The 25,117-nt window shown below is 42.5% G+C and carries 27 protein-coding genes and 2 riboswitches; of the genes, 10 read left to right on the forward strand and 17 right to left on the reverse strand.

Annotated elements, in window-relative coordinates:
* Position 1: 1 nt before the first annotated feature.
* The 6 genes from hutU to ACYH0O_RS23640 all read right to left on the reverse strand — a co-directional run bounded on the left by hutU (position 2) and on the right by ACYH0O_RS23640 (position 6,521).
* Entirely contained in the window at positions 2-1,672 is a 1,671-nt protein-coding gene (hutU, locus tag ACYH0O_RS23615) for a urocanate hydratase (RefSeq protein ID WP_482630574.1), read from the reverse strand.
* Complete coding sequence (gene hutH, locus ACYH0O_RS23620) at positions 1,665-3,197, reverse strand: histidine ammonia-lyase (RefSeq protein WP_482630575.1); 1,533 nt, start codon at positions 3,195-3,197, stop codon at positions 1,665-1,667. The genes hutU and hutH overlap by 8 nt, the downstream gene beginning before the upstream one ends.
* Before the next feature lie 270 nt (positions 3,198-3,467).
* Complete coding sequence (hutP, locus tag ACYH0O_RS23625; RefSeq protein WP_262481635.1) at positions 3,468-3,914, reverse strand: hut operon transcriptional regulator HutP; 447 nt, start codon at positions 3,912-3,914, stop codon at positions 3,468-3,470.
* A gap of 280 nt (positions 3,915-4,194) precedes the next feature.
* Positions 4,195-4,677, reverse strand: coding sequence for a hypothetical protein (locus ACYH0O_RS23630; protein ID WP_149154779.1), 483 nt, complete (start codon positions 4,675-4,677; stop codon positions 4,195-4,197).
* Between the two features lie 90 nt (positions 4,678-4,767).
* Complete coding sequence (locus tag ACYH0O_RS23635) at positions 4,768-5,358, reverse strand: REP-associated tyrosine transposase (RefSeq protein WP_482630576.1); 591 nt, start codon at positions 5,356-5,358, stop codon at positions 4,768-4,770.
* A 1,001-nt stretch (positions 5,359-6,359) separates the two neighbouring features.
* Entirely contained in the window at positions 6,360-6,521 is a 162-nt protein-coding gene (locus ACYH0O_RS23640; protein ID WP_188048402.1) for a YwzD family small protein, read from the reverse strand.
* A 198-nt stretch (positions 6,522-6,719) separates the two neighbouring features.
* Positions 6,720-6,794, forward strand: a riboswitch (cyclic di-GMP riboswitch).
* 16 nt (positions 6,795-6,810) lie between these two features.
* Between ACYH0O_RS23640 and ACYH0O_RS23645 the strand changes: the two genes are divergently transcribed.
* From ACYH0O_RS23645 to ACYH0O_RS23670, 6 genes are all read left to right on the forward strand, one after another.
* Positions 6,811-6,939 (forward strand): hypothetical protein, encoded by a 129-nt coding sequence (locus ACYH0O_RS23645; RefSeq protein WP_262481637.1) that lies wholly within the window; start codon positions 6,811-6,813, stop codon positions 6,937-6,939.
* Positions 6,940-7,057: 118 nt separating this feature from the next.
* On the forward strand, positions 7,058-7,723 hold the full coding sequence (locus ACYH0O_RS23650) for a hypothetical protein (protein ID WP_482630577.1): 666 nt from the start codon (positions 7,058-7,060) through the stop codon (positions 7,721-7,723).
* Positions 7,724-7,746: 23 nt separating this feature from the next.
* Positions 7,747-8,982 carry an efflux RND transporter periplasmic adaptor subunit gene (locus tag ACYH0O_RS23655; protein WP_482630578.1) on the forward strand — a complete coding sequence of 412 codons (1,236 nt, stop codon included), beginning with the start codon at positions 7,747-7,749 and terminating at the stop codon, positions 8,980-8,982.
* Between the two features lie 169 nt (positions 8,983-9,151).
* Positions 9,152-10,771: an alkaline phosphatase gene (locus ACYH0O_RS23660; RefSeq protein WP_482630579.1), complete on the forward strand. Its 1,620-nt coding sequence runs from the start codon at positions 9,152-9,154 to the stop codon at positions 10,769-10,771.
* Positions 10,772-11,170: 399 nt separating this feature from the next.
* On the forward strand, positions 11,171-12,814 hold the full coding sequence (locus tag ACYH0O_RS23665; RefSeq protein WP_482630580.1) for an SWIM zinc finger family protein: 1,644 nt from the start codon (positions 11,171-11,173) through the stop codon (positions 12,812-12,814).
* On the forward strand, positions 12,807-15,632 hold the full coding sequence (locus tag ACYH0O_RS23670) for a DEAD/DEAH box helicase (protein ID WP_482630581.1): 2,826 nt from the start codon (positions 12,807-12,809) through the stop codon (positions 15,630-15,632). Before ACYH0O_RS23665 ends, ACYH0O_RS23670 begins: the two co-directional genes overlap by 8 nt.
* A gap of 120 nt (positions 15,633-15,752) precedes the next feature.
* Here the strand turns inward: ACYH0O_RS23670 and ACYH0O_RS23675 are convergent, their stop codons facing one another.
* The 3 genes from ACYH0O_RS23675 to ACYH0O_RS23685 form a co-directional block, all read right to left on the reverse strand.
* Complete coding sequence (locus tag ACYH0O_RS23675; protein WP_482630582.1) at positions 15,753-15,917, reverse strand: hypothetical protein; 165 nt, start codon at positions 15,915-15,917, stop codon at positions 15,753-15,755.
* Between the two features lie 258 nt (positions 15,918-16,175).
* Positions 16,176-16,349 (reverse strand): hypothetical protein, encoded by a 174-nt coding sequence (locus tag ACYH0O_RS23680; protein WP_482630583.1) that lies wholly within the window; start codon positions 16,347-16,349, stop codon positions 16,176-16,178.
* 24 nt (positions 16,350-16,373) lie between these two features.
* The gene (locus ACYH0O_RS23685; protein ID WP_482630584.1) at positions 16,374-16,751 is read right to left on the reverse strand and encodes a single-stranded DNA-binding protein; all 378 of its coding nucleotides are present in this window, start codon (positions 16,749-16,751) and stop codon (positions 16,374-16,376) included.
* A 267-nt stretch (positions 16,752-17,018) separates the two neighbouring features.
* Here ACYH0O_RS23685 and ACYH0O_RS23690 point away from each other — a divergent pair, with 267 nt between their 5' ends.
* Positions 17,019-17,459, forward strand: coding sequence for a YwpF-like family protein (locus ACYH0O_RS23690; RefSeq protein WP_482630585.1), 441 nt, complete (start codon positions 17,019-17,021; stop codon positions 17,457-17,459).
* A 94-nt stretch (positions 17,460-17,553) separates the two neighbouring features.
* Positions 17,554-17,874: a helix-turn-helix domain-containing protein gene (locus ACYH0O_RS23695; RefSeq protein ID WP_149154788.1), complete on the forward strand. Its 321-nt coding sequence runs from the start codon at positions 17,554-17,556 to the stop codon at positions 17,872-17,874.
* Positions 17,875-17,908: 34 nt separating this feature from the next.
* Here ACYH0O_RS23695 and ACYH0O_RS23700 read toward each other — a convergent pair whose 3' ends face one another.
* The gene (locus ACYH0O_RS23700) at positions 17,909-18,046 is read right to left on the reverse strand and encodes an anti-repressor SinI family protein (RefSeq protein WP_482630586.1); all 138 of its coding nucleotides are present in this window, start codon (positions 18,044-18,046) and stop codon (positions 17,909-17,911) included.
* Positions 18,047-18,078: 32 nt separating this feature from the next.
* A riboswitch (cyclic di-GMP riboswitch) is annotated at positions 18,079-18,238 on the reverse strand.
* Between the two features lie 740 nt (positions 18,239-18,978).
* Here ACYH0O_RS23700 and ACYH0O_RS23705 point away from each other — a divergent pair.
* The gene (locus tag ACYH0O_RS23705; RefSeq protein WP_482630587.1) at positions 18,979-19,308 is read left to right on the forward strand and encodes a helix-turn-helix domain-containing protein; all 330 of its coding nucleotides are present in this window, start codon (positions 18,979-18,981) and stop codon (positions 19,306-19,308) included.
* Positions 19,301-19,894 carry a class D sortase gene (locus tag ACYH0O_RS23710; protein ID WP_482630588.1) on the forward strand — a complete coding sequence of 198 codons (594 nt, stop codon included), beginning with the start codon at positions 19,301-19,303 and terminating at the stop codon, positions 19,892-19,894. The genes ACYH0O_RS23705 and ACYH0O_RS23710 overlap by 8 nt, the downstream gene beginning before the upstream one ends.
* Before the next feature lie 33 nt (positions 19,895-19,927).
* Here the strand turns inward: ACYH0O_RS23710 and ACYH0O_RS23715 are convergent, their stop codons facing one another.
* The 7 genes from ACYH0O_RS23715 to spoIIID all read right to left on the reverse strand — a co-directional run bounded on the left by ACYH0O_RS23715 (position 19,928) and on the right by spoIIID (position 25,025).
* A complete protein-coding gene (locus ACYH0O_RS23715; protein WP_149154791.1) occupies positions 19,928-20,221 on the reverse strand; it encodes a hypothetical protein in 294 nt (97 codons plus the stop codon).
* A gap of 202 nt (positions 20,222-20,423) precedes the next feature.
* Positions 20,424-20,855 (reverse strand): 3-hydroxyacyl-ACP dehydratase FabZ, encoded by a 432-nt coding sequence (fabZ, locus tag ACYH0O_RS23720; RefSeq protein ID WP_149154792.1) that lies wholly within the window; start codon positions 20,853-20,855, stop codon positions 20,424-20,426.
* A gap of 318 nt (positions 20,856-21,173) precedes the next feature.
* Positions 21,174-21,452, reverse strand: a complete 279-nt coding sequence (locus ACYH0O_RS23725) for a DNA-directed RNA polymerase subunit beta (RefSeq protein ID WP_482630589.1) — start codon at positions 21,450-21,452, stop codon at positions 21,174-21,176.
* Positions 21,453-21,467: 15 nt separating this feature from the next.
* Complete coding sequence (locus ACYH0O_RS23730) at positions 21,468-22,310, reverse strand: flagellar hook-basal body protein (RefSeq protein ID WP_482630590.1); 843 nt, start codon at positions 22,308-22,310, stop codon at positions 21,468-21,470.
* A 60-nt stretch (positions 22,311-22,370) separates the two neighbouring features.
* Positions 22,371-23,210 (reverse strand): flagellar hook-basal body protein, encoded by an 840-nt coding sequence (locus tag ACYH0O_RS23735; protein WP_482630591.1) that lies wholly within the window; start codon positions 23,208-23,210, stop codon positions 22,371-22,373.
* Between the two features lie 70 nt (positions 23,211-23,280).
* Positions 23,281-24,291, reverse strand: a complete 1,011-nt coding sequence (gene mreB / locus ACYH0O_RS23740) for a rod shape-determining protein (RefSeq protein WP_149154796.1) — start codon at positions 24,289-24,291, stop codon at positions 23,281-23,283.
* 473 nt (positions 24,292-24,764) lie between these two features.
* Entirely contained in the window at positions 24,765-25,025 is a 261-nt protein-coding gene (gene spoIIID, locus ACYH0O_RS23745) for a sporulation transcriptional regulator SpoIIID (RefSeq protein WP_032086905.1), read from the reverse strand.
* Positions 25,026-25,117 lie beyond the last annotated feature (92 nt).

Raw genomic sequence — 25,117 nt, forward strand, 5'->3', positions numbered from 1 at the left:
ATTATTCTCCTCCTTTGTTCATCGGGATGTGGATATTGTGTTTTTCGGCTGTTTTTTCTGCGATGTCGTAGCCTGCGTCGACGTGGCGGATGACACCCATTCCTGGGTCTGTTGTGAGAACTCGTTCTAGTCTTTCCTGAGCAAGGTCCGTCCCGTCTGCCACGACAACCATACCAGCATGTAGTGAATACCCCATGCCTACTCCGCCGCCGTGGTGGAAGGAAATCCAGGAGCCGCCTGCTGCTGTGTTGATGAGGGCATTCAGGATCGCCCAGTCTCCTACTGCGTCACTGCCGTCTTTCATACTTTCTGTCTCGCGGTTCGGTGAAGCAACGGATCCGCAGTCCAGATGGTCACGGCCGATGACGATCGGTGCTTTCAGTTCTCCGTTTCGGACAAGCTCATTGATGGCAAGACCCATCTTCACTCGCTCACCGTATCCCAGCCAACAGATGCGTGAAGGCAGTCCTTGGAATGCCACTTGCTCTTGTGCCATATCGATCCAGCGATTGAGGGCTTCATTTTCTGGGAAAAGCTCTTTGATCAGGCGATCTGTTCTGTAGATGTCCTCTGGGTCTCCTGACAGTGCAGCCCATCGGAATGGTCCTTTTCCTTCACAGAATAATGGACGGATATACGCTGGAACAAAGCCAGGAAAGTCAAAGGCATTGTCGACTCCTTCATCCTTCGCTACCTGACGGATGTTGTTACCGTAGTCGAATACGATGGAACCTCTATTCTGGAACTCAAGCATTGCTTCCACGTGTTTGGCCATGCTTTTTTGTGAAAGGGTTGTGTAAGCCTTCGGATCCTGTTTGCGAAGTTCTGATGCTTCTGTGAGCGAGTATCCCTCTGGTACATAGCCGTTTAACGGGTCGTGGGCTGATGTTTGGTCGGTCACGATATCGATTTGGACGTTCCTCTTTAAAAGTTCATGATGAACCTCTGCCGCGTTTCCAAGTAAGGCGATGGAAAGAGGCTTGCCTTGGTCTCGTGCTTCATAGGCCATCATTAACGCTTCTTCGATGGAATCTGTCTTCACGTCACAGTATTTTGTGTCGAGACGCTTTTGGATACGTTCTGCGTCAACGTCGACTGCAATCACGACTCCACCGTTCATGGTGACGGCGAGTGGCTGTGCTCCACCCATTCCGCCTAGTCCCGCAGTTAGAGTTATTGTACCTTTGAGTGAGTTATTGAAATGTTTCTTCGCCAGTGCCGCAAACGTTTCATACGTCCCTTGCAGGATTCCTTGTGTCCCGATATAAATCCAGCTTCCCGCTGTCATTTGGCCGTACATCATGAGGCCCTTTTGATCAAGCTCGTGGAAATGCTCCCAGTTAGCCCATTTTGGTACAAGGACCGAGTTTGAAAGAAGGACTCTTGGAGCCGCTTTATGGGTTTTGAATACACCAACCGGCTTACCGGACTGAACTAGCATGGTTTCATCGTTTTCCAGGTTTCTGAGAGTGTGAACTATTGCGTCGAAGGACTCCCAGTTACGAGCCGCTTTCCCGATACCACCATACACGACCAAATCTTCCGGAATTTCTGCTACCTCAGGATCCAAGTTATTGTAGAGCATGCGAAGGACCGCTTCCTGCTCCCATCCTTTACATTCAAGGTCCGTCCCTGTTTTGATTTGTACGATGCGTTTGTTTGCCTTAACCATTTGTTGTTTCCTCCTTTGTTTTGGTTGGTTTAATGAGTGTGTTTAACGAGATCTGTTGCAGCCACTGGTTGGCTTTTTCTATATCTTTCGAGAAGATCCTGTCCTTTGTAATGGAAGGAATGACCTTTCTCGCTGCTTCGTAAAATTGTCGTGTCCGGCTTGCCATGAGGTCCGTCCCTCGATGTTCCGCTGCCTGCAGATTGCAGATAAGTTCGACGGCGAGTACTCTTCTTGAGTTCTGCAGGATTTGGTAGGCATGTCGTGATCCTATGGTTCCCATGCTGACATGGTCTTCCTGATTGGCGGATGACGGGATGGAATCAACGCTCGCTGGATGGGCGAGGGTTTTGTTTTCAGATACGAGTGATGCCGCACAGTATTGCATGATCATGGCACCGGATTGGAGACCTGGTTGCGGACTCAGGAACGGCGGCAGGTCATTGAGCTGCGGGTTCACCAGTCGCTCGATTCGTCTTTCTGAAATATTGGCTAACTCTGCTATGGCAATTTTCATGAAATCCATGGCAAAGGCGATTGGCTGTCCGTGGAAGTTACCTCCTGAAATGACCTTCTCTCCGTCATCGAAAATGAGTGGATTATCCGTTGCGGCGTTCATTTCGATTTCCAGCTTTTCTTTTACATAGTCAAGAGCCTGCCAGGATGCTCCGTGAACCTGCGGGATGCATCGTAACGAGTATGCGTCCTGGACTCTGAGTTCTCCTTGCTTCGTTGTCAGTTTACTGTCTTCCAGGTAATCCCGGATTCGTTTTGCCGTTGCAACCTGTTGAGGATAGCCCCTTACTAAATGAATATCTTCGTCGAAAGCATCCATGATTCCTCTAAGCCCTTCCATGGTCAGACTGGCGATCATTTCACTTTGGAAGGCAAGTTCCTCCGCTTCCAGGTACCCGATGACTCCCATAGCCGTCATTGCCTGTGTTCCGTTGATGAGTGCCAATCCTTCTTTCGCCTGAAGCTGGATTGGGAAGATATTTTCTTTTGAAAGGACAGGAAGGGTTTGATGTACCTCTCCTTGATAGTGGACTTCTCCTTCACCCATCAATGCCAGGGCCAGATGGGAAAGTGGCGCTAAGTCTCCGCTTGCTCCCAGTGATCCTTGTTGAGGAATGACCGGATGGATCCCTTTATTGAGGAATTCAGTGAGACGTTCCACAATGACCGGTCTAACACCTGAATACCCTTTTAATAGAGCATTGGCTCTCAATAGAAGCATTGCTCGAGAAACCGTCTCAGGGAATGCTTCTCCAACCCCACAAGCATGAGAATGGATCAGATTGAGCTGAAGCTCCTCCACATCTTCCGCATCAATCAACACATCACTGAACTTCCCAAACCCCGTATTGATTCCATACACCACACGCTTCTCCTTCACAATACGCTCAACCGCCTCACGACTCTTGCGCACCCGTTCCATACTAACCGGCGAAAGTTCCACTTGCTCCTTCCCATAAATAACCCTCTTTGCTTGCTCCAAACTCAAACTACAACCCGTCAACTCCACCATTACTATCACCTCTTCATATTATTAGGGACGGACCTCCTAAAGTTGCCTATGCACAACCCTAGTCTGACTAAATCCCTCTAAATCGCTAGTTTTGTTATTTCGTTCTTTTACGCTTTAAACCACTCTGGGACGGACCTCCAAATCTTCACTGTCCACTCCCTAAAGCACCATGTTGCCCCCAAAAATTCCACACAAAAAGAGACCCGACCAAAGACAGACTTCTGCCGTTGGTCGAGCCTCCTTTCAACTAATATCTCTAGGCTCTCTAATTTAAATATGATTAATTCCAAGTCCAATTGTCTCGTGCTCCAGCCCCTTAATTGGCGCACCAATCGTTCCGTATAGAGCAACTGCGATCCATTCGCCTTCTTCTTCACTTGCATATGGCGTGCCTCTTACAACCGAAAAGCGCAATCCCACAGTACGCAGGATCTCACCTAATTGTGTATGGCCGCGGGTCACACCCGTTAAAGCCTCCATGATGGCGTGATACAAGGCGTGCATTTCCCGGTACAAATCTTCACGAACAAGATCACTTCGTTTTGCTGCTGTTTCAATCGCAGCCACGATTTTTTGACTGTCCATTGATCCGATTTTCCCGGTGCAGTAACTCCAATTCAATTCATTAAAATGACGATTCCATTCTTCTTCCTCTTTGTCTACGAGGAGAAGAAGCATGGCATTCTTTCCGATACGAGTATGATCTGTCTTATCCAAGTGGCATTCGCACCTTACGTGAAAATTCTAAAAATACTAATAACTACTTATATTGTATGGTCTGATTCATAAGAGGTCAACGAAAAAAGTGGTGATTTTAGAAACTTAGAGAGGTAGTTTGGTAGCGTGGTAAAGGGTTTTGAGGTACATCTTACGCAAGGGCAAAGGAGGTGTTCCCTAGTTAAACGGTTGGAGGTCCGTCCCTCAAATCAAACGAAACTACACGAAAAAGAGCTAAAAAAGACGTACCTATTCAATTTAGGTTCGCCTCATTCCTCCTTTACTCTTCTTGTTTTTTACCTTTGCCCTTGAATACTTGGGGGTTGTTCATGAGATAGGTGACTGTTCCGCCACCAGACTTTAGGCTTAGGTAGGATAGAATATCCTGTTTGTCTTCATTAGAAAGACGGTCAACAATAGGGTATAAAGATCTTATATTCAATTGCTCCACTCCATCCCGCTTTTCCAGTACAACCTTACAATCCTTTGGTTCCTTATCACCTATACGGACAAACTTAAATGGGATGGAATGATTACGATCGATTGGAACGGCAAACAAAGAGGTAAACCCGACTGTTTCAAGTATTTTATCGGAGTACATGATGCTTTCTAGTGCATGGGAAAATCCCGGTGGCTGATTCACAACGACTAACTTATTGTAATAATGCTGACCTTGAAATACGACTAAATGTTTTTTCGATTTCTTGATACTCCTTTTTGAAACGTGAAAATCCTCAAACACCAATATAAAGTCTTTATTCATTCTTTCTCCTCCTCGGTATAGGAATTTGGTCCTACAAAAATGAATTTCGACATAAACATCTTATTTCCTTTAAATTTCTACAAAAATATATTATTTTTTTACAATTTTAATTGTATTTATATCGAATTCCTTGTTTGGTCCCTTCTCTTCTTCTTTGTCTACATATTCTTTATAAAGCTTCACTTCTGAATCTGGGAAATAGGCCAGGGTCCTCTCCTTTGAGAGAAGTGGATTGTCGATGGTATGAACATATGAGGGGTAACTGCTCCAAGGATAATACTCGGGGACGACAGTGAGTTTGGCTTTGACAGGATTTTGATGAATATATCTACTGACCTTAATAAAATAGTCAGGGGTATCAATCTTAGTAGATCGATATCTTCCTTGAAAAACATGTCCGACATAATCATATTTCTTATTCAAATAAACAGCATAACGGGTATGAAGAATTCTGAAGATCTTCTCAAGTGGCACTTCGTGGGTTTCGATCAGAAGATGTATGTGGTTGGACATTAAACAGTAAGCGTGAATAGTAAAAGGGTATTGGTCTTTCGTGTCCTGCAGGTAGGATAAATACTTTTTTCGGTCTTCAATGTCATGAAACAAGTCTTGCTTTCTGTTTCCTCTCGCCGTCACATGATAAGTGGCTCCCGGACACCAATCCCGGGGCGTTCGTGCCATAACATCACTCCTCCTCTTGATTTGAACTAAATTTCATACATATACCATTTCGACATAACTCCTCAAAATCCTCTTTTTTTGAGGGACGGACCTCTGGAAATTTACAAAAGACGTTAAATCAGGCTGCTTGTCTTTAATTTCACCGTTAAAGGTCCGTCCCCCTCATCTTTAGTCCCTCACCCTTATTTTTCTATTCTATCTATTAGTAGGTAATCTTTTCTGTTTGTTCCCTCGCTGGTAAAGCTGTTTTGAGAATAGTAGATCACACGCTGTTTACCGTTATGTTTAGTACTGAATACCAGATTTGACTCTGACCTCAAAGGTATCCATTTGACCTTACCCATTAAACTGGAATTCGTTTCTCCTTTATGTATAACGTTATTTTTTCTCCCTTTGTTCTGATCTCCCATTCCATCTTCCACCTTTACCCCCAATTCGACAAATTACAATTCTAATTACATTTTAATACGTTTTAATGTAATTTTGTATACTTTTTCCAAACTATCTTTATTTTTAACAAATTAAGATATTTCAAATCGCGTAATGGGCTTACTCAGAGAGAAGCCACACCGTTTAAATATCAATCATAGACCTTATCAAACTATAAAAACGGAACTAATGTCACCCCTTACAAAATGCCTCTCACTTTAAAAAAGTGTATAAAACCCCCATCCATTAGATGAACCGATTTATGTACGGCGAAGAAAGTGGCGGTTCTGGTAATAGTCACAATCCCATGTTTCTAAGAGAAAACTTCGAAGACGAGGTAAATAGAGAAATCTTAAAGATCCTTCGAGATTACCCAAAATCCGAACGGACATTATCATTCCTAACCTTCTTCACAGAAAAAGCAAAAAAAATTCATCACCCAGGTCAATCCCCTTTACCAGACGATGAAGGATTGGTAAAAGGGTTTCAAGAGGGACGGACCTCGAGAACACTCAATAGAGGTCCGTCCCTCAATAAAAAACCAAAAAGCGCTGAGTTTCCCATTTAGGATTCTACAGCGCTTTTCGATTTTGATTTAAAGCATATCCAGTTTGTAATTCTTGTTTTAGCCAATCGATCATTTTATCTGTATCCATATCGCCCTGTTGACCCTTGTCATAAGCCTTCTGGATAACAGAAAGAACGTATTGTTCCTTACTAACGTTTCCTTTCAAAAAAAGACAACCTCCTACATTATAAAACAGTTTCTTTCACTTTATTACACAATTATACAAAATTTCAAACATCAATTACTACATATAATACCAAAAAAATACACTTTCCAATAGATTTTTGTAAAACACTTTCCAATAAATAAGGCTTATTTACCTATTACAATCTGGCGTAATATGTCGATACAATGAAAGTATGGTTCTGAACAATGGCAAAATCATCGAAAGGTGATGACGCAAAGCTATAGGGGCTAACCATGCCAGCCAGCTTCCAAACCAGGAGGGATTGTATTTGTCGTTTTTGACCCCAGAAGAAATGTATATTAGAAAGAAAACAAAGAAAAAGTGGATGTATGCAGGGATATTTTTATTTACGGTCATCCTAATAGCAGGTACGACACTTCTCACGTACCAAATTTAAAAGCGTCCATTCGACGCTTTTTTTTTAGTTCAAATGTCATTCTACAATTTATGGAAAAGTTCGATAAATTCCGATAGAATAGGAGATGGAATCTATTCTAGTTGGGGGACTATACTTTATGCATAAAGAAGTCAGACTTTTCAGAGGTTTAATCAAGCCATCATTCTTCTTTTATCAACTCAAAGACATGGAGGCTGTAAAAGGATATAGAAAAAAGGTTTTTCAACTCCTATGGCTGTCTATTATTGTCTTTGGTCTCATTTCATCTTTCGGGATCGGTATGGATCCTCTTTCTAAAGAAATCAGTTCGCTCTCATCAATCACTTATGAATTAGAAAAGTTCTTATTTTTCTTAGGTAGGCTTCTAAGTGGACTGCTTTATGCAGCAATCGTCCTCTTTTTCTGTTCACTCATATTTTGGACCATTTCTGATGAAGGCGAATATCGAAAATTTGTTATGACACAAGGCATAGTTTTGATGGTTTTACTACTTGAACAGCTTACCTATATACCACTATCGCTCTTTTTCTCACTTGAATGGTACTCTTCCCCACTATCGTTGGGGGTTATAACCCAATATGTTACATCCAAAGCATATGTTATTTATTTAATGGGGAGCTTCTCTCTTTTCAAAGCGTGGGTGTTTTTCATTCAATATAAGGGAATCAAGCGATTAACCGGTCAGAAAAATTGGATCATCTGGTTGGTGATCCTCCTTACAAACCTTTTCATCTGGTCTCTAAATGCCTTATTGGCCTATATAAGTATTTCAACTCTACTCTAACTATCAAAAGGCTGTGAACATTCATGAAGAAACGTACAATTTTCTATAGCACCCTCACTGTGTCGCTCCTTTTTATAGGTGCCAACACATATCTCATTGAAAAAGCGAACAGTAAAGTCGACCGGGAAGTCCGTGTAGCAGAATGGGAACCTGTTAATAAAGGGGATCTTACAAAAAAACTCTCTAAAGACGGGGTTGTCGCTTCCGAAGAGGAAAACTACCTCTATTTCAACGACGAATTCGGTTCGTTTAAAAAGTTCCTCGTAAAAGAAGGGGACCAGGTTAAATCCGGGACACCACTCTACGAATACGAAGTAACTGATCAAACTCAGCAAAAAAGCGAATTAGAATCAGAGGTTAGTAAATTAGAAGACGAGATTGAGAATATTGAAGAAAACATTTCAGATTTGAAGAGTATAGAATCGTCTCTTCCTTCCAGCTCAACCGACGAAAAAGAAATTCCGATCAATGCTAGCGCCCTTCAATCGGAATATGATCTAAAAAAAGAAATCGCCGCTAAAGAGCTGGAAATCGACCGCTTAGAAAGTCAAATCGATAATCTCGAGCGTCAAATTACAGATATCGAATCGTATGAAACAACATTAACTGTTCAAAGCAGTGTGGAAGGTACAATCAAAGACCTTTCCCACGCGATCGATAATCCATTAATCACGATCGCCTCACAGTCTACCATTGTAACGACTGATCTTACGGAAAAAGAAATCGTGACTGTAGAAGAAAATATGAACGCAACGGTCCAATCCGATGTTGAAAAAAAGACTCAAAAAGCGATCGTAACCAAGGTGGCCACCCTGCCTAAAAATGACCCACACATCCAGACCGACAGCCTGTACCCTGTAGAGGTGAAACTCCAGGACACGAAAAATGAGCTTCTACCAGGACACCATGTTTTCTTATCAATTATTACAGAAGAGGTTAAAGGTGCATGGGTTGTGCCAGTAACAGCCATTGAAAAAGATGGCGATTCAAAATATATCTGGATTTTAACTAAGAAAGGCACAGTCGAGAAGCGTAAAGTCGAAACTGGCCTGCAGGTAAACGGTCAGCAGCAGATCAAATCTGGTGTAAGGGCCGGCGAATACTATATCGTATACCCTGGTGAAATCCCTGCTCTACAAAAAGGAGCTACTTTCATCACTGCCCTTGATTGGGATAAAGTGAAACTGAGAGACCTGAAAAAATTCGATCGTCCGACGATTTTGGAGAATTTGTTACTTGGGATTTTGGAGCGTAAGTAACTGAGGACCGGCTCTTTTTAGGAGCTGGCCTTTTTTATGGTCGTTTTGTTTAAACAGATTTGCTTTCAACAAGCCCTACCTCCTTCAGTGCTTTTTCTAATGAAACATACATACTCCTTCTCAACCAACAAATACTATGGTTAATCACTCACGTAAAGGAGCGCTCACCATGAATACACTAAAACGCCTCATCATCCTAACCATTCTCCTCTCCCTCCTCGCCTTCTCCTTCCCACCCACCTGCCTGTTCGCAGCCCCAACCCCACCCAAGAAAAACGTCATCTTCCTCATCATGGACGGCACCAACTCCGACATCGTCACTTTGTCACGTTGGTACCGAGGGACGGACCTTCAACTTGATAAGATTCTGGTCGGCGGCGCCCGGACATATTCAGCTCAGTCAGCGATTACCGATTCCGCCGCAGCTGGGTCGGCCATGGCCACCGGTATGAAGACGAAAGCTGATTACATAGGAATGAACCCGGATGGACGTCCCGTTTTGACCGTCCTTGAAGGTGCCAAGTTGGCCGGCTACAAGACCGGTATCGTAGCAACATCACCTGTCCAGCATGCCACTCCGGCTGCATTCACTTCCCATGTCTTGAACCGTGATGAATTTGGAGATATCGGCGAACAACAGGTGTATCAGGATCTCGACGTCATCTTAGGTGGAGGGGCCGCCTGGTTGAAACCGAAATCCAAAGACCACGTGAAAAACGATGATGGCATGCTTAAAACAAAGGAAGTCAGTCGTGAGGATGGAGAAAATCTCGTGAAGGTCATCGGTTCTGAGGGCTATGATTTGGTTTTGAAGAGGGACGGACTTCTAAAAAGAAAAGGCTCTTCTAAATTATGGGGTGCGTTTGCTGAAGAGGACATTGCCTATGAAATGGACAGAAAGACGTTAAAGCCTGATGAACCTTCACTTGCGGAGATGACTGGAGCGGCAATCGACAGACTTTCACAAAGCGAGAAGGGATTCTTCTTGATGGTCGAGGGCAGTAAAGTGGATTGGGCTGCTCATAAAAACGATCCTGTTGGGATGATCAGTGAAGTGCTTAGCTTTGACGATGCTGTCGGGGAAGCGTTGAAATTCGCTCGCGAGGACGGAAATACGATGGTGATAGCCGTGACCGATCACGGAAATAGCGGGCTGACACTTGGGAATCAGGGTACAAACGGGGATTATAAAAATCAGCCTGTTGAGAAATTTGTGAAGCCTTTAAAAAAAGCTGAGCTAACTGTAAAGGGTGCCGTTTCTCAGCTTAAGGAGGATCGTTCAAATTTAAAAGAGGTTCTTTCAAACTATGGGTTAGGGAATTTGAGTAAAAAAGAATTCTGTGCGATGGAGGATGCTTCTAAAAAAGTAGAGGATTTAGAGGACGAAATGGTGAAATTGATAGCGAAGCGGGCCAATCTTGGTTTTACGACACATGGACACACAGGTGAGGATGTCTTTTTATATGCGTACGGCCCTGGTAAGCCTGTGGGTCTTATTGAAAATACAGATATACCCAGAGTGATTTCTAAGTATCTCGGACTTTCATTAACTTCAGGTGAATTTGCTTCCTGGTATGTGGATGGTGCGGAATTTTACAGTGAAAAAGGTTATAAGGTGAAGATCGAGGGACGGACCTCGAAAAATCCTGTGATGGTTGCGAAACATGGAGATGAAGAGCTGCGTTTTCCTGAAAATAAGAATTTTTATTGGAGAAATGGTGAAAAAGTGAGGCTGAAGAGTGTGAATGTTTATGATGGGGAGACTTTTTATGTGCATGTGGAGGGATAATGCGGGTATTGGTGAGGTTTTGAGTTAATTCTGTCGTTTTATTTTCAAATTCGGAGGTTTTATTTTCAAATCCACCTCCATCGACCGGTACTAAGCAACGTTTTGTATGTTTTTTACTCATCTTCAAATTTTATTATGGCTTTGAGGATTTGATTATCGAGTTGGGATCATATATTATCGACTTTCTAAATATATTATCGCCTTCGCTCTCCCAAGCCTTCCAATCCCACACTGCCTTCAAACAATCCATACCACTCCCCCGTCTCACTACACAATTCGACAAACTCCTCCACCCACACCTCACCCGCTTCCACCACTTCCCCCGCCCCATGTTCCTTTTCCCCCTCCTTTTGCGTTATAATAAAAGAATGCGATTTTATAGATTGGAGAGGTTGGTTGATGTCGATTCGTATTCAGGAGTTGAAGGATAAGTTACTTCCCATGAGTCAGTCGATACAGGGTGAGCTGGATCCGAATCAGGATGAGAGCAAGAATGTCGTGTCGAAGGGCCTTCTTTTGTTCCGTCAGAATCTGGTTTCGAACGTTAAGGTCCGTGATGAAGAAGTGACGGCCGAGGTGCAGGATGTGACGCCTGTGACCCTTGAGCTGAATTTTTCGTTCCCTCTTTTAAGTAAGTGCTCGTGTCCTCAGGATAAATGGTGCCGGCATCAAATGGCGACCTTTTTTATGTTATATAACAAGGTTGGACGGGTCAGTGAGTGGATCCAGAATTGGCGGAGTCAGTCGGCTCCCCCTAGTCAGGAATCCCAGACACTGGATGATTTATTAAAGAAGCACAGCAGTACCGGTGCCCTAAAGAAAGCAAGCGATCTATTAAATGAACGGAAAACGCGGGGGAACACGCCTGAGGAATGGTGGCAATTCTTTAACTCTCTTCTGAAGCAGGAAGACTTGGAGTTACTTGAAAGACAGCCCTATTTGATGGATGTCCTCGTTCAAAATATAACGAAACGCTTCATGAAGGAAGCTCCATTCGAACGGGAATGGAAGCCTCTTTATCAACTCTTTGCTACCTTTTATTTGTCGATTCACATTGATCTTTATTTACAAAAGAGGAATGTAGAGCTGAGCCGTGAGCAGTACAGCATGTATGATTTTCTGTTAGGGGAAATGGAAGACGCGGTTGAGAAATTGTCGATTCATGCCATGCCATTCAGCTTCGATCCATACATTGCTTTTTTGAAGAAGCAGACGATTAAAATGAGTGATTCCACAGAAAATAGTACGATGGTGAAAGCCGAAGTGTACCGCTTCCTATGGTATTACTTGTTTAAACAGAAGTCGTGGCGCCGTGAAGAGGTTGCGCGTTTAGAAGAAAGCAACGCGCAGGACTCCATTTTTTACAACGTCGCCATCCTCCATCAATATTTACTCCTTGAAGACCTGAACAAGGCAAGTGAAGTGGTGGATGAACTGGGAACCGAGCTGGTCGCGTTCAGTGAATTCTGGCTGCGTAAATTTTTCGTAGGGAAACGTTACGAAGTGGGATTCTTTCTTGTGCGCAATATTTTATCCAGGATGCCGGATCACCTGGAAACACTCGATTATTATGAAGCGACCCGATTCGTTCGCTGGTTTGTAAGGATCCTGCCGATGGATTGGCTGATGGAAAAGGACAGTTCCCTTGTCAATGAACTCCTCCTGTCCATGCTTCCATACAGTTTCTTCTCGTACAATGAGTATCTCATTAGCGCGAAGGCTTATCGGGAGTGGGTGGAGCTGCAGAAATATATGAGCTATAGCATTCAGGAGATGGAAGGCATGGGCCTCCGCGATGTGACGAAGGAAGCGCCTGAGCTTGCCCTTCCGATCTATTACGCCGGGGTAATGGATGCGATCGATCAGAAAAACCGGGACAGCTATAAGCTTGCGGTCCGCTATATGAAAAAAATCCGGACGATTTATAAAAAGACGAAGAAAACCGATAAATGGGATGTGTATCTCCCCTACATTTTAGATAAATACAAGCGATTACGTGCGTTCCAAGAAGAGTGCAGAAAGGGTAAGTTAATCGATGCTTAAACTGTCTTCCGTAAAAATCAACGTCAACACAACTGAATATGAAGACCGTTTCTTCATCACTGCGGAAAACGACGAAGGAAAACTTCTGCCTCCAAAAGAATGGAAGGGTCAGCTGTTTCTTTGGCATGAAGAAAGTTACTACGGGACACTTCTTGAGGATTCCGCAAACGGAATTGCGGTGACTCAGTGGCAGCTTCTCACATTGCTTGCCGGTGAGCATTTCAGCAGCATGATCCAATGGGACTGGGACGAAACCGGGCAGGCGTGTATAGCAATTGCTCCTGTGATCTACGAAGCTGTGGAAGCCGGTCGCTGGCTGCCCCGTTTCGAGGAATGGCAGGAAAAAGGGTTGCAGTTTCATATCCCCGATGAAGTCTGGTCGAATTTTAATGATGAGTTCTGGGAGGAAGAGCTTCCTGATGGAGGTCCGTCCCTCAAATCATTAACGGAGAATTGGTTTCAGGGTGCGTTGAATGAGGCTATGGCTTCGGGTGGATCGAGTGCGATGAAGAGGATTCAGAAGCTGAAGGAAAGTACTCTTACGTCTGAAGAGCTGGATGCGTATTTCGATGAGAAGCGCTGGAGTGAATGGATTGCCGGCGAGGATGAGGAACTTCCGTTTTCGATTGGCCTGAGGATCTCTGAGCCTCTTGATGAGGATGAGTCCTGGGAGCTTGAGACGATCCTCAGAGACCGCAAGAAAACGAATCGCGTCATTTCACTGGCTGAAGACACAGTTCCTCCTTCCTGGAAAAAGCATCTCCCTGATGTATCCGAAGAACAGGAACGCTGGATGAAGATGATGCCGATCCTCAGTGATGTGGATGGTTCCCTTCGCACGGCTCTTGGTGAGCACGATGCCTGGGATTTCCTATCCGTATTAAGTGAGAAGCTTATCGACTTGGACATTGAAATCCTCCTGCCATCCTGGTGGGAAGCAATGAAGGATGCTCAGGTGTTGGTCAAAGCCAAACTAAAAAACACGGATACAAGCTATCGTCCTTCATTCGTAGGATTGAATGCCATGCTTGATTTCGACTGGCGATTATCCATGAACGGAGTCAATCTGTCAGAGGATGACTTTAATCAACTCGTCGATAATCAGCGACGCTTAGTGAAGATCCGCGGTCAGTGGATGAAGCTTGACCCTGCCATGATTCGCAGGATTCAGCAAATGATGACGAAAGCGAAGCAGGAAGGGATATCGATCCAGGATATGCTGGAGCAGGAGCTGGTTCCCCGCGATTCGGATGAATCGGATCTGGAGCCCGATGACGACGAGCATGATCCCTATAAATATGCCAAGATCCAGCTGGAACTCAATCGGTCTATGAAAAAGATGATTCACCAGCTGACAAATGTGTCATCAATTCCTTTAACGGAAACACCTGACGCGTTTATAGGCGAGCTTCGTCCATATCAGAAGCTGGGTATGAGCTGGATGCTCTTTTTGCGTAAATTCGGCTTTGGCGCTTGTCTAGCTGATGATATGGGACTCGGAAAAACGGTACAGCTGATTACGTACTTGCAGCATGTAAAAGAAACCGAGAAACCGGAAACACCTTCCTTAATCGTTGCCCCTACCTCCGTTCTTGGAAACTGGCAGCGTGAGTTGGAGAAATTTGCTCCGGACTTGAAGGTCCACCTTCATTATGGACCGACCCGGTCGAAAGGTGATCAGTTTGCCGCCGAGATAAAAGGCGTAGATGTGGTTCTTACCTCTTATGGCTTATCCCACATCGATTTTGAAGAGTTATCGGAAGTCGTCTGGACATCGATTTCCCTTGATGAAGCACAAAACATCAAGAATGCCAATACGAAACAATCCCGGGCGATCCGTAAACTTAGTGGGAAGCATCATATTGCATTAACCGGTACCCCGATGGAGAATCGGTTGTCCGAACTGTGGTCGATCTTTGATTTCCTTAACCACGGGTACCTCGGTGGTTTCACTCAGTATCAGAAAAACTATATCGCTCCGATTGAGAAGGATGAATCCGAAGAAAAAGTCAAAGAACTTCAGGCAAAAATCAAGCCGTTCCTATTGCGTCGTACAAAGAAAGATCCCGAAGTGGAATTGAATCTGCCTGAAAAACTGGAGCAGAAAGAATATTGTCACCTGACCGCTGAGCAAGCGGCACTCTATGAGCAGCTGGTGAAAGACACTCTTGCTAAAATTGAAACATTGAGTGGATTTGAGCGCAAAGGATTAATTCTGCAGATGCTCAACCAGTTGAAGCAGCTATGTAACCACCCTGCTCTCTATTTAAAAGAACCTGATCCAAAATCGATTCTCTCCCGCTCTGAAAAAATGCAGAAGCTGAAGGATATCGTGGAAACCGCTCTAGAGTCTGGAGAAGCTTGCCTGATCTTCACTCAATATATTTCAATGGGCGAAATGATCCAGGAAGTGATGAAAGAAGAATTCAACGTCGATGTCCCATTCCTGAACGGCAGCATGGCCAAAGGAAAACGCGATGAACTCGTGGAGAAATTCCAGAATGGCGATTTCCCCGTATTCCTATTGTCACTGAAAGCAGGTGGAACCGGATTGAACCTGACCGCAGCCAACCACGTCGTCCACTACGATCGCTGGTGGAACCCGGCAGTAGAAAATCAGGCAACCGACCGTGCTTATCGGATCGGACAACAGCGATTCGTTCATGTTCATAAACTGGTCTCTTCAGGTACACTGGAGGAAAAAATTGATGCCATGCTGACGAAAAAGCAGGCATTGAACGATGAGATTATCAGAAGTGATCAATGGGTTACGGAATTGTCGGATCAGGATTTGGAGTCGTTGTTGGTGTTGGAGTAGTTGTATGTAACCTCTTTCCTTTTTTGGGAAAGAGGTTTTTTGTAGGTGTGGGGTGAAATTGGCTGCGCTGTCGGATTATTTCAAATGGGGTTTGATAAATTAAGGTTAGAATCGAATCTTTTACAAATATAATTGAAATAATAAATACGTTTTATCTGCCGATTCCTTTTGTTGCGCCACTTTCGAACGAACTTGTGCCACTTCTGGACTTTGTTGTTCCACTTTCAACGTTTGTTGAGCCACTTTCCACGAAACTCGTGCCAAAATGTGAACAACAGGAATCATTATCGTTCACCACGTGCGAAGATCTAATTCAATCGATCTTTTCCAAATCAAAAAAAAACGCCGGCTTCCAAAAAGGAAACCGACTCTATACGAAGACAATAAGGGGAACGACTACTTACTTGACTCACTGCTACACTTGTTTATTTCTAATGAGGCATGTTTGGGGCATGTTGCGATGACCATTGGACTTTGAGACAGCTGCTTATAAGTTTGGTTGGATTGTTCGTATGGAAAGAATTCTGGGTGAGGTTGTTTTACTTATGACGAGGTTTTCAAAACAGGATTGGGGTATTCGTACCCTTGCTCAAGGGCTGTCACCCGTTGAGATAAATAGAAATTTTCAACGTTCGCTCTTGCTACCTTTTTAATGAGGTCTTCTATTAACTTTTCCATTCGGTCAATCCTTTGTTCAAGATCTTGCAGTGTGGCCACAACTCCATCTCCCTTTAAAAAATATTAAAACGGTAATTCGATTGGCTCTTTCTTGCTTGGCTCGGGGGCATCCGCGGTTTCCCGTCTGTTGTCCATAAATCGGACATTTTCAGCGACGACTTCGGTTACATACGTACGTTTTCCTTGATCGTTATCAAAATAGCGGGTTTGGATTCGACCGGTGACACCAATGACAGATCCTTTCCGGCAGTATTTCTCCGTGTTGTCTGCAGCCCGGTTCCATATGGTGCAGAGCACGAAGTCTGTATCAATTTGACCTTTTTGATTCTTGTAGTTACGATTCAAAGCTATCGTAGCGTTAAGTATCGATTTTCCTTCCAATGTTTTTCTTGTTTCAGGATCTTTGGTCAGTCTTCCAACGAGGGTCACTTGGTTGATCAATTGAAATTTTTCCTCCTTTCTCTTAAGCTGTTTTCATCTTACAATCTTCTGTCTCATCTTGTAAAATCGTGAATTTCCGAAATTCGAGGCGAAAATGTCTTGAATTTCGGAAATTCACCTAGGGAGATTTCCCGGTTTTTGATCAAAATCAGGGTCAAAATCACAAAATTGCATCTTTCGTCCTTTTTTTCCTCGGGGAATTTGTTAGGGAAACAATTCCTACTATGATATAATTTTATAAAACCTTTAAATGGGAGATGTTCGTTCATGAAAACCTTTAAAGTTATTTCACTGCAAGTAGTGGAGAACGATAAACTGCATGACTTTGAGATAGTGGACGGTCTGATTATTAATAAAGAGGATGGACAGAGTACATGGCTTGTCGAAACGTACTTGTCTAATGAATATATTGAGTTCTTTCAAGAGGCTCAACAACGTAAGGAAGATTTGGAAATCCAGGTCGTGATTTCCCATAAAGCCAATGACCCGGCTGCTTTCATGACTACAATCCGTTGTATTAAAGAGATGGATGAGCATATCAGTATTATGTTTGAGGGGAAATTGAAAAAACAGAGGAATGAATATGCAGAATTACTCCTTGATGACCTAGTACGAAAAGGATATTCGGGGGAAGAATTAATCCGTGAGTTCCGTGAGAAAATGGTATCGAAGCCAAGGATTCCGGCCACTGCAAAGCCGAGTACTTAGTTGTATGAAATTAAGTTATTCATACTATCTGTTTATGATATAATTGTATTAATATTGTGACTTCTTATATGAAGTTCTTAGGTAGGTGTTCCCTATGATTGGAGAAAGAGTCAAGAAATACAGACAAGAAAAACGCATGTCCATGACAGAGCTTGCTGATAAAGCCGGCGTTGCAAAGTCATACTTGAGTTCAATAGAGCGTAACCTTCAACAAAACCCTTCTATCCAATTCCTTGAGAAAGTTTCAGGTGCCCTAGGAATTCCGATGGACGCTCTTTTACATGATCAACCAGAAGATCAAAATATCGATCATGAGTGGATTAAGATTGCAGAAGAAGCCATGGATTCTGGAATTACCAAGGAGCAGTTCAGGGAATTCATTGAATTTAACAAGTGGAAATTAGGCAATAAATAAAGTCTTGCGAAGGATTCACAAGACTTTATTTATATTAAATCACTTTGTACTCGGTTTTCACTTCCTGGGGCTGGTTTTGAAGAAATTCCCTGATTTCTGATTTAGAAATTCCGGCGTCTAAAGCTTGTTTAATTAGTTCCATCCATTCAAGATCAAGTTCACGATTTGTCAATATAATACCCTCCTAAAATACATGTATGTATTTCAGGCAATCCAGCCATCGTAGTCTTCAAATAATCACACCTTCTTATTGATTAAATTTCAATCTATTATATTACCTATAGTCACGAAGATATGCCTATTTTCTAACCTTAGATCTGTGACTTTGCGTCCTTATTTTTCAATAAGTTTGCCTTTGTCTGACTATTCCCTTCGAACTAATTAGATTATACTAATAAATATCCTGTTAGTATGTTGTTTCTTGTCAATTCCGTCAATTTAATTTACACTTTTTTCCTACAAAATAACCTAAATTATGACATACTGAAACTAATAACGGTAATTTTATTTGAATTCACAGGTGATTTGGATGGAATATGTCGAATGACTAAGAATACATGCTACGTTTATAGCTTTCTATCTTTTTTCTAAGTGGCAGGACTTTTTCATTAATATTTTGGTAATCGCTAGGATAATAGAATGCATGATTGGATATATCAAACCCACAGCTCGGGCAAATCCAGGAACCAGTTTCCGTACTACTAAAGGATGGTCGAGTACAGCGTGTGCATGTTTTTTTATACATTACATCACCTCATTTCATCAAAATGTTTCTCTCTCTTTTCTAATGAATATGTTTAGATAAATAGGTAGTAATCCTATAGCTATTGTTAAAATTGGGACCATAGTGGTTTAGAAGGGTTCGTAGTATTACAAATGATTGAATTGTGATAAAAAAACATTGTTCTCTTTAAAGAACTATATAATTCATTATAAGAATATTCCCTTTAATTGAAAATCATTAAAAACATCCAATTTGCTTGTCTAAGAAACACTTATCGTTCATTTCCTTCTAATTACTTTAATTTATTAACTATTTTGTATTTTATAAATAACAAAATGTTCTATATAATGAATAAAATGATTATAAAGGGAGTAATACTCATGGTAGGTCAGCGAATAAAGTATCTGCGTGAGCAGAAGGGGTTAACAATAAACGAACTATCATTTCTATCTAATGTTTCTAAGTCTTATATCAGCTCCATAGAAAGGGGAATTCAAAAAAATCCCTCTATTAAAGTTTTAATGAAAATTTCACTTACTTTGGATACCCCTTTAGAAAATATTATTTCTTCGCCTCAAAAAGGGGGTATGCTTGGCGAAGAGTGGATTGAACTTCTTGAAGAAGCTATTAAGCAGGGTTTAACCAAGGAGGAATTTCACGAATTCCTTTCTTTTGTACATTATAAAAAGAAAAGGTATATCAATGAATAAATTACTATTGATGCTTGGATCTATACTTCTTCTCTCAGGATTAGGCTGTTCCATTTTTGCTGTTTCGGAAATAATAAAGCACGAAGAGGCTCAGTTAGAATCCATAAAAGAGGCAAAAAGTATGATTCTGAATGATCTTGGAGAAAACTCAGATAATCTTGATTCAATAAAAATGAAAAATGAGTTTAAAGTTGGCGATGTTATAGGTATTTTAGCTATTCCTAAATTAAAGCGTGAAGTTCCCATTTTATCTGGGACCAATGAAGATGAATTAGAAAAAGGAGTTGGTCACTATTCTACAACCGCTCTACCAGGTCAGAAAAATCGGATCTTTCTAGCTGGCCACCGTGATACCGTATTTAAAAAAATGGGGGAACTTCAAAAAGGAGATCGGTTAACTGTACAAATGGAAACCGGGGTCCACGAATATGAGATTTATGAAACTTTGGTTGTGGATGAGACTGAGCTTTCAGTACTTGAGCCAACTTCCCCGGAAGAAATCCTTACCCTTTCCACTTGTTATCCCTTTGAATATCTTTCAAGCACAAAGGAACGTTATATCATTAATGCTAAAAAAATAAATTAAAGCGCAGAAGCTAAATTGCCTCTGCGCCATTTATTACTCGTCCTTCTTATCCTGATCCTGCATATCCAAATCATCTTCTACAGCATCTTCTTCAGGTGTGTTTTCATCCTTCGCTGCATCTTTGTCCCCTGGTACGTTCTTATCCTGAGACTCATCCATTTCGTTATTGCCCATATCGTCATTCTCGTTCATGCCATCATCTTCCGGCACTTCTTCCTCTGTTGGTGTCTCATCTTCCGGAGGAGGCTCCTGATCTACGTTACATCCTACAAGAAGCATGGCAGCAAGTGCTGAACCACCAAGAATTGATAATAATTTTTTGCTCATGATGTATTTCTCCTTTCTAACGTGTACGTTAGTTAATGTAAGACCGTTACGTTGGTCTTTCGTTAGCATTCCCTGAAATTGAAATTACTTGCATTTTGAGTGAAATTTTTTGGGTGAATTTTATTTTGAACATGTGAAGAAGTTTAACCAAAAAACTGGGCCTGAAGTGAACGAATCACAACAAGCCCAGTTTGCACATTTTTTATTGTTTATCTCCTAAAGCAAACATCATTTCTAATTCACAAGCGACCTCACCATCAACCGTCGCCACGCCTTTTCCTTTACCGATCGGCCCTTTAAAACGGATCATTTCGACTTCAAGTCTCAGCTGGTCTCCCGGCTTTACTTGACGCTTGAATCGACATTTATCAATGCCAGTGAAGAAAGCTAAACGTCCACGGTTATCTTCCACTTTCAGCATGGCAACAGCGCCGACCTGAGCGAGAGCCTCTACGATCAACACGCCAGGCATAACAGGATAATCAGGGAAATGCCCATTGAAAAATTCCTCATTCGCCGTCACATTCTTAATCCCGATCGCTTTCTTACCTTCTTCCACTTCTAAAATTCGATCCACCAGCAAAAACGGATAACGATGGGGAATGATTTCCTTAATTTGATTAATATCAAGCATATAAAATTCCTCCTACCAATATGTATGTACACCTTATTGTACAGAAATTGTGCTTAGAATAGCAACAGGAGAGGGACGTCTAGAGAGGGACGGACCTCGAAAACAGACTTTCTTTAAAATCTCAATCCTGATATATCAAGGTTCTTTGTTCAATATGAGCGTAAAATCGAGGTCCGTCCCTCTACTTTGTCTGCGATCGAAAAGAGGGACGGACCTCGAATATAAAGCTCCATCCCCAACGAAACCCCAATATATCAGGATTCATTGCCCCAAAAGCTAAATATTCCGAGGTCCGTCCCTCAAAAAGTTCTCAATAAGTTATTTCTTCATAACGATATCAATAATGTGCTGCCAGGTTTCTGCTTTGAAGACGTCGGCTGCTTTGCCGTCTCCGATGCCTGCGAAGCCAATGATGGCACCTAGTACGAGACTTCCTGCAAGAAGAAGGATGAACAGAAGGATTCTCAGCCAGATTGGCAGCATGCGGACGCGTACCCAGCGCGCAGGCTTGGATTCGTCATTTTGCTTGGCTTTCTTTTCTGCTTTTACAAATTCTCTTGTTGTTTTTTCTTCTCGTAGTAGCTCTTTTTCACTCATAGCATTTAACTCCTTTTAGCGTATCCCATTTACAAGGCCCATCATTTGATCTGCAAGGGAGATCGAGCGGGCCTGAAATTGATATGATCGTTGGACATTCAGCATGTCCGTCATTTCTTTGCTGTTATCAACGTTCGAGGCCTCCAATGAATTCTGAACCATTGAAATATCTGAGCGTGCTCCTCCAACGATATTCGTTACGACTTCATCTTCCGTAACTCCGAGTTCGTCCAGGTTCTCTGGAAAACCTAACAGATTACCGCCAAACTGCTGTAGAAATTGAGACTTTTCAACCGTGACAATCCCCAGGTTGAATTGCTCTTCTATGCCGCCTGCACCCGTAACCGTCAGGATTCCATTATCCCCCATTTGGAAAGAAGACGCATCTTCTGAAAATGTAATATAGTTATCGTTCTCATCCAAAACCGGTAATCCACTTCCGTTCACGAGCATCGCTTCCCCATTCCCGGTTGGACTGACAAAGAATGCTCCGTCTCTCGTATAGCGCACGGCACCTGAATTGTCATCTTGAGCAAGGACTTTAAAGAACTGCCTCCCACTGGTTAAAGCAAAATCCAGCGAGCGACCCGTTGATTTCAAAGAACCCTGGTTCAGGATCAGTTGAGATTGTGAAAGTTTTGCGCCACTGCCTTCCCTTACTCCAAGAGGGGTAAGTCTGCCTGTTTCAAACTCTTCCACACGCTGATTGTTCACCTGTTGTACAAGTAACTCAGAGAATGTCGCTTCTCGGCGCTTGTATCCATTTGTATCTGCGTTCGACAGATTATGACCAATCATGTCCATTTGTTTCTGCAATTGACCTAATGTGTTGGTTGCTGTAATCATCGTTCGATTCATGACGTGTTCCCCCCTATTATAAGGTATTCAGTAACGAAATTCATTTACAATCTTTAACTATCAGTTGACACGACCGATTTCGTTGGCTGCTTTTTCCATACTTCGATCATATGCTTGCAGGACTTTCTGATTCGCTTCAAAGGCTCTATACGCAGATAACATATCCGTCATTGTACGAGATGCATCGACATTGGACCTTTCGAGGAATCCCTGCTTGGTGGTGAAAGAAACATTGGCTTCTTCATAAGCATCGGGAAGAGGTACATTTCCTTCTGTTGCGAATAGTCCATCTCCCTGCTTTACAAGTCGGTTGGGATTTTCTGAATAGCCTACACCTAGAGTAGCCACAACATTTTCATCGACAAGAATCTGACCCTTCTCCCCAACAGAGAACTGATCACTGTCTAAATGAATACGCTCGCCATTTTCATCCAAAATATAAAAACCACTGTTCGTAGTGAGAAATCCGTTTCCATTCACAGTCAGATTTCCGTTTCGTGTATAGCGTGGAATTCCATCCGCACCTTCAACCGCCAGAAACACCGATCCCATTGATCCCGTTTCTTCATTGGTAGGCATCGATACGTCTAGTAACGCAATGTCCAAGCTTCTTCCTGTCTCCTGAAGATCACCCTGTAGAAATGAAGGGATCGTTTCCTGCATATACACGCCAGTATTGAGTGCCCCCACTTTCTGGTTAAAAGGAAGGGAGAGTGGTTTCTCTGTCGGAATCGACGTGGAATCCATCCGCTCCATGAGCATCTCAGGAAATGCACGCATCGATGCCCGATCGGCTTTATAACCCGGTGTATTCGCATTTGACATATTATTCGTTAACATTTCTGTCTTGCGTTGCTGCGAAAGCATTCCTGATGCTACTGTATAAAATCCGCGAAACATATTTTCACCTCATAACTGTGTTAGCTGTTTTTATATCGGATGACTGTTGCAATATTTTAATTAAAGAAAATTATATAATGCTTCTTCTGGAAATTTTATCGATATTCTCAAGCATTAACCCTGTCCCAATTGCTACGCAATCCATCGGGTTTTCAGCAATGAGAACCGGTACTTTCAGTTCTTCTGCAAGGAGGGTATCCATGCCGTGGAGAAGTGCTCCCCCTCCAGTTAAGATAACTCCGCGGTCAATGATATCCGCTGATAATTCCGGTGGAGTCTTTTCAAGGACATTCTTAGCAGCCTGTACGATCACTGCCACTGATTCACGAAGAGCCCCTTCGATTTCCGTTGATGTCACGGTAATCGTGCGTGGCAGACCGGACACCATGTCACGGCCGCGGATGCTCATTTCTTTTCGATCTTCATCGAGGGTTTCTGAAAATACCGATCCGATGTTCACCTTGATATCTTCCGCTGTCCGCTCCCCGATCAGAAGCTTGTACTCTTTTTTTATATAATTCAGGATTTCATGATCGAACTTATCTCCGGCCATCTTGATGGACTGACTCGTCACGATGTCACCCATGGAAAGAACCGCAACATCCGTCGTTCCTCCACCGATGTCCACGACCATGTTTCCGGTTGGATTGAAAATGTCCATTCCCGCACCAATTGCAGCGACTTTAGGCTCTTCTTCTAAATAAATCTTCTTCCCACCGCTCTTTTCAGCCGCTTCTCTGATTGCCTTTTGCTCGACACTCGTGATGTTCGTTGGACAGCAAATCAAGATTCTTGGTTTAGAAAGAAATCCTTTTACATTCAATTTATTAATAAAATGCTTCAGCATTGCTTCTGTTACATCAAAGTCAGCGATGACCCCATCTTTTAACGGACGGGTCGCCACAATGTTTCCAGGAGTACGCCCAACCATGCGACGCGCTTCCTCTCCAACCGCTAATACCTTACCTGTATTCTTGTCCAAAGCCACAACCGATGGCTCATTCAAGACAATCCCTTTTCCTTTAACATGAATTAAAACATTAGCCGTACCAAGGTCAATCCCAATATCTTTCGCGAACATCTTGTGTTTCTCCCTTCTTCTTTTACATTCATCATCATATTTCATCTATGGTTTCATCTTAATGTCATTACGTAAAAACGTTAAGTCAAAACTTTCACCTAATTAATTATTTTACCATAAATATGTCGAAGGTAGATATTTTTTGTCAAAAAAATGTATTGAGTTTGTTATTTATTTGGAAAAGTATAGGAATATTGGCGGAGGATGTTACAAGAGTGTTAAGGTTTGGTGAAGTTGGGTGGGATGGGGTGGTTTTTGCACCTGGTAAAAGCGGGTGTTTTTGTTCACCTGTTAAATTACCGTACTTATTAGACTGTTGAACTTTGGAAGATTTTTAACAGGTAAACTCCAATGAATATTTAACCGTTAAAAAAAGACGAAAATTCAACAGGCAAAATCGCTTCGCTTCATTCTCCCAAAAAACAAAAACACACCAAGCATGACCCATCTTTATGGGGCTTGGCGTATTTTGGTTAGCTGTGGAGCTCTTCTTTTTTGTATTTTTGCTTCGTCGCTTCTCCACCTCGTAGATGCCGGATAGATTTATGATAATCAAGTATTGTTTTGACTTCATTTGCGAGTTCTGGATTAATTTCTGGCAGTCGTTCTGTTAGATCTTTATGGACAGTACTTTTGGACACGCCAAACTCCTTCGCAATTACACGAACAGTTTTTTTCGTCTCCACGATATACTTACCAATCTTGATTGTTCTCTCTTTGATGTAATCGTGCACACCACTCGACCTCCCTAAATTGGATGTGAGAAGTGTGAAATGAGACTCGCTTTCGCATCAATGAAATAGTATAGACCCCTTGCGCATATTAA

The sequence above is a fragment of the Rossellomorea sp. H136 genome, from assembly GCF_056838065.1.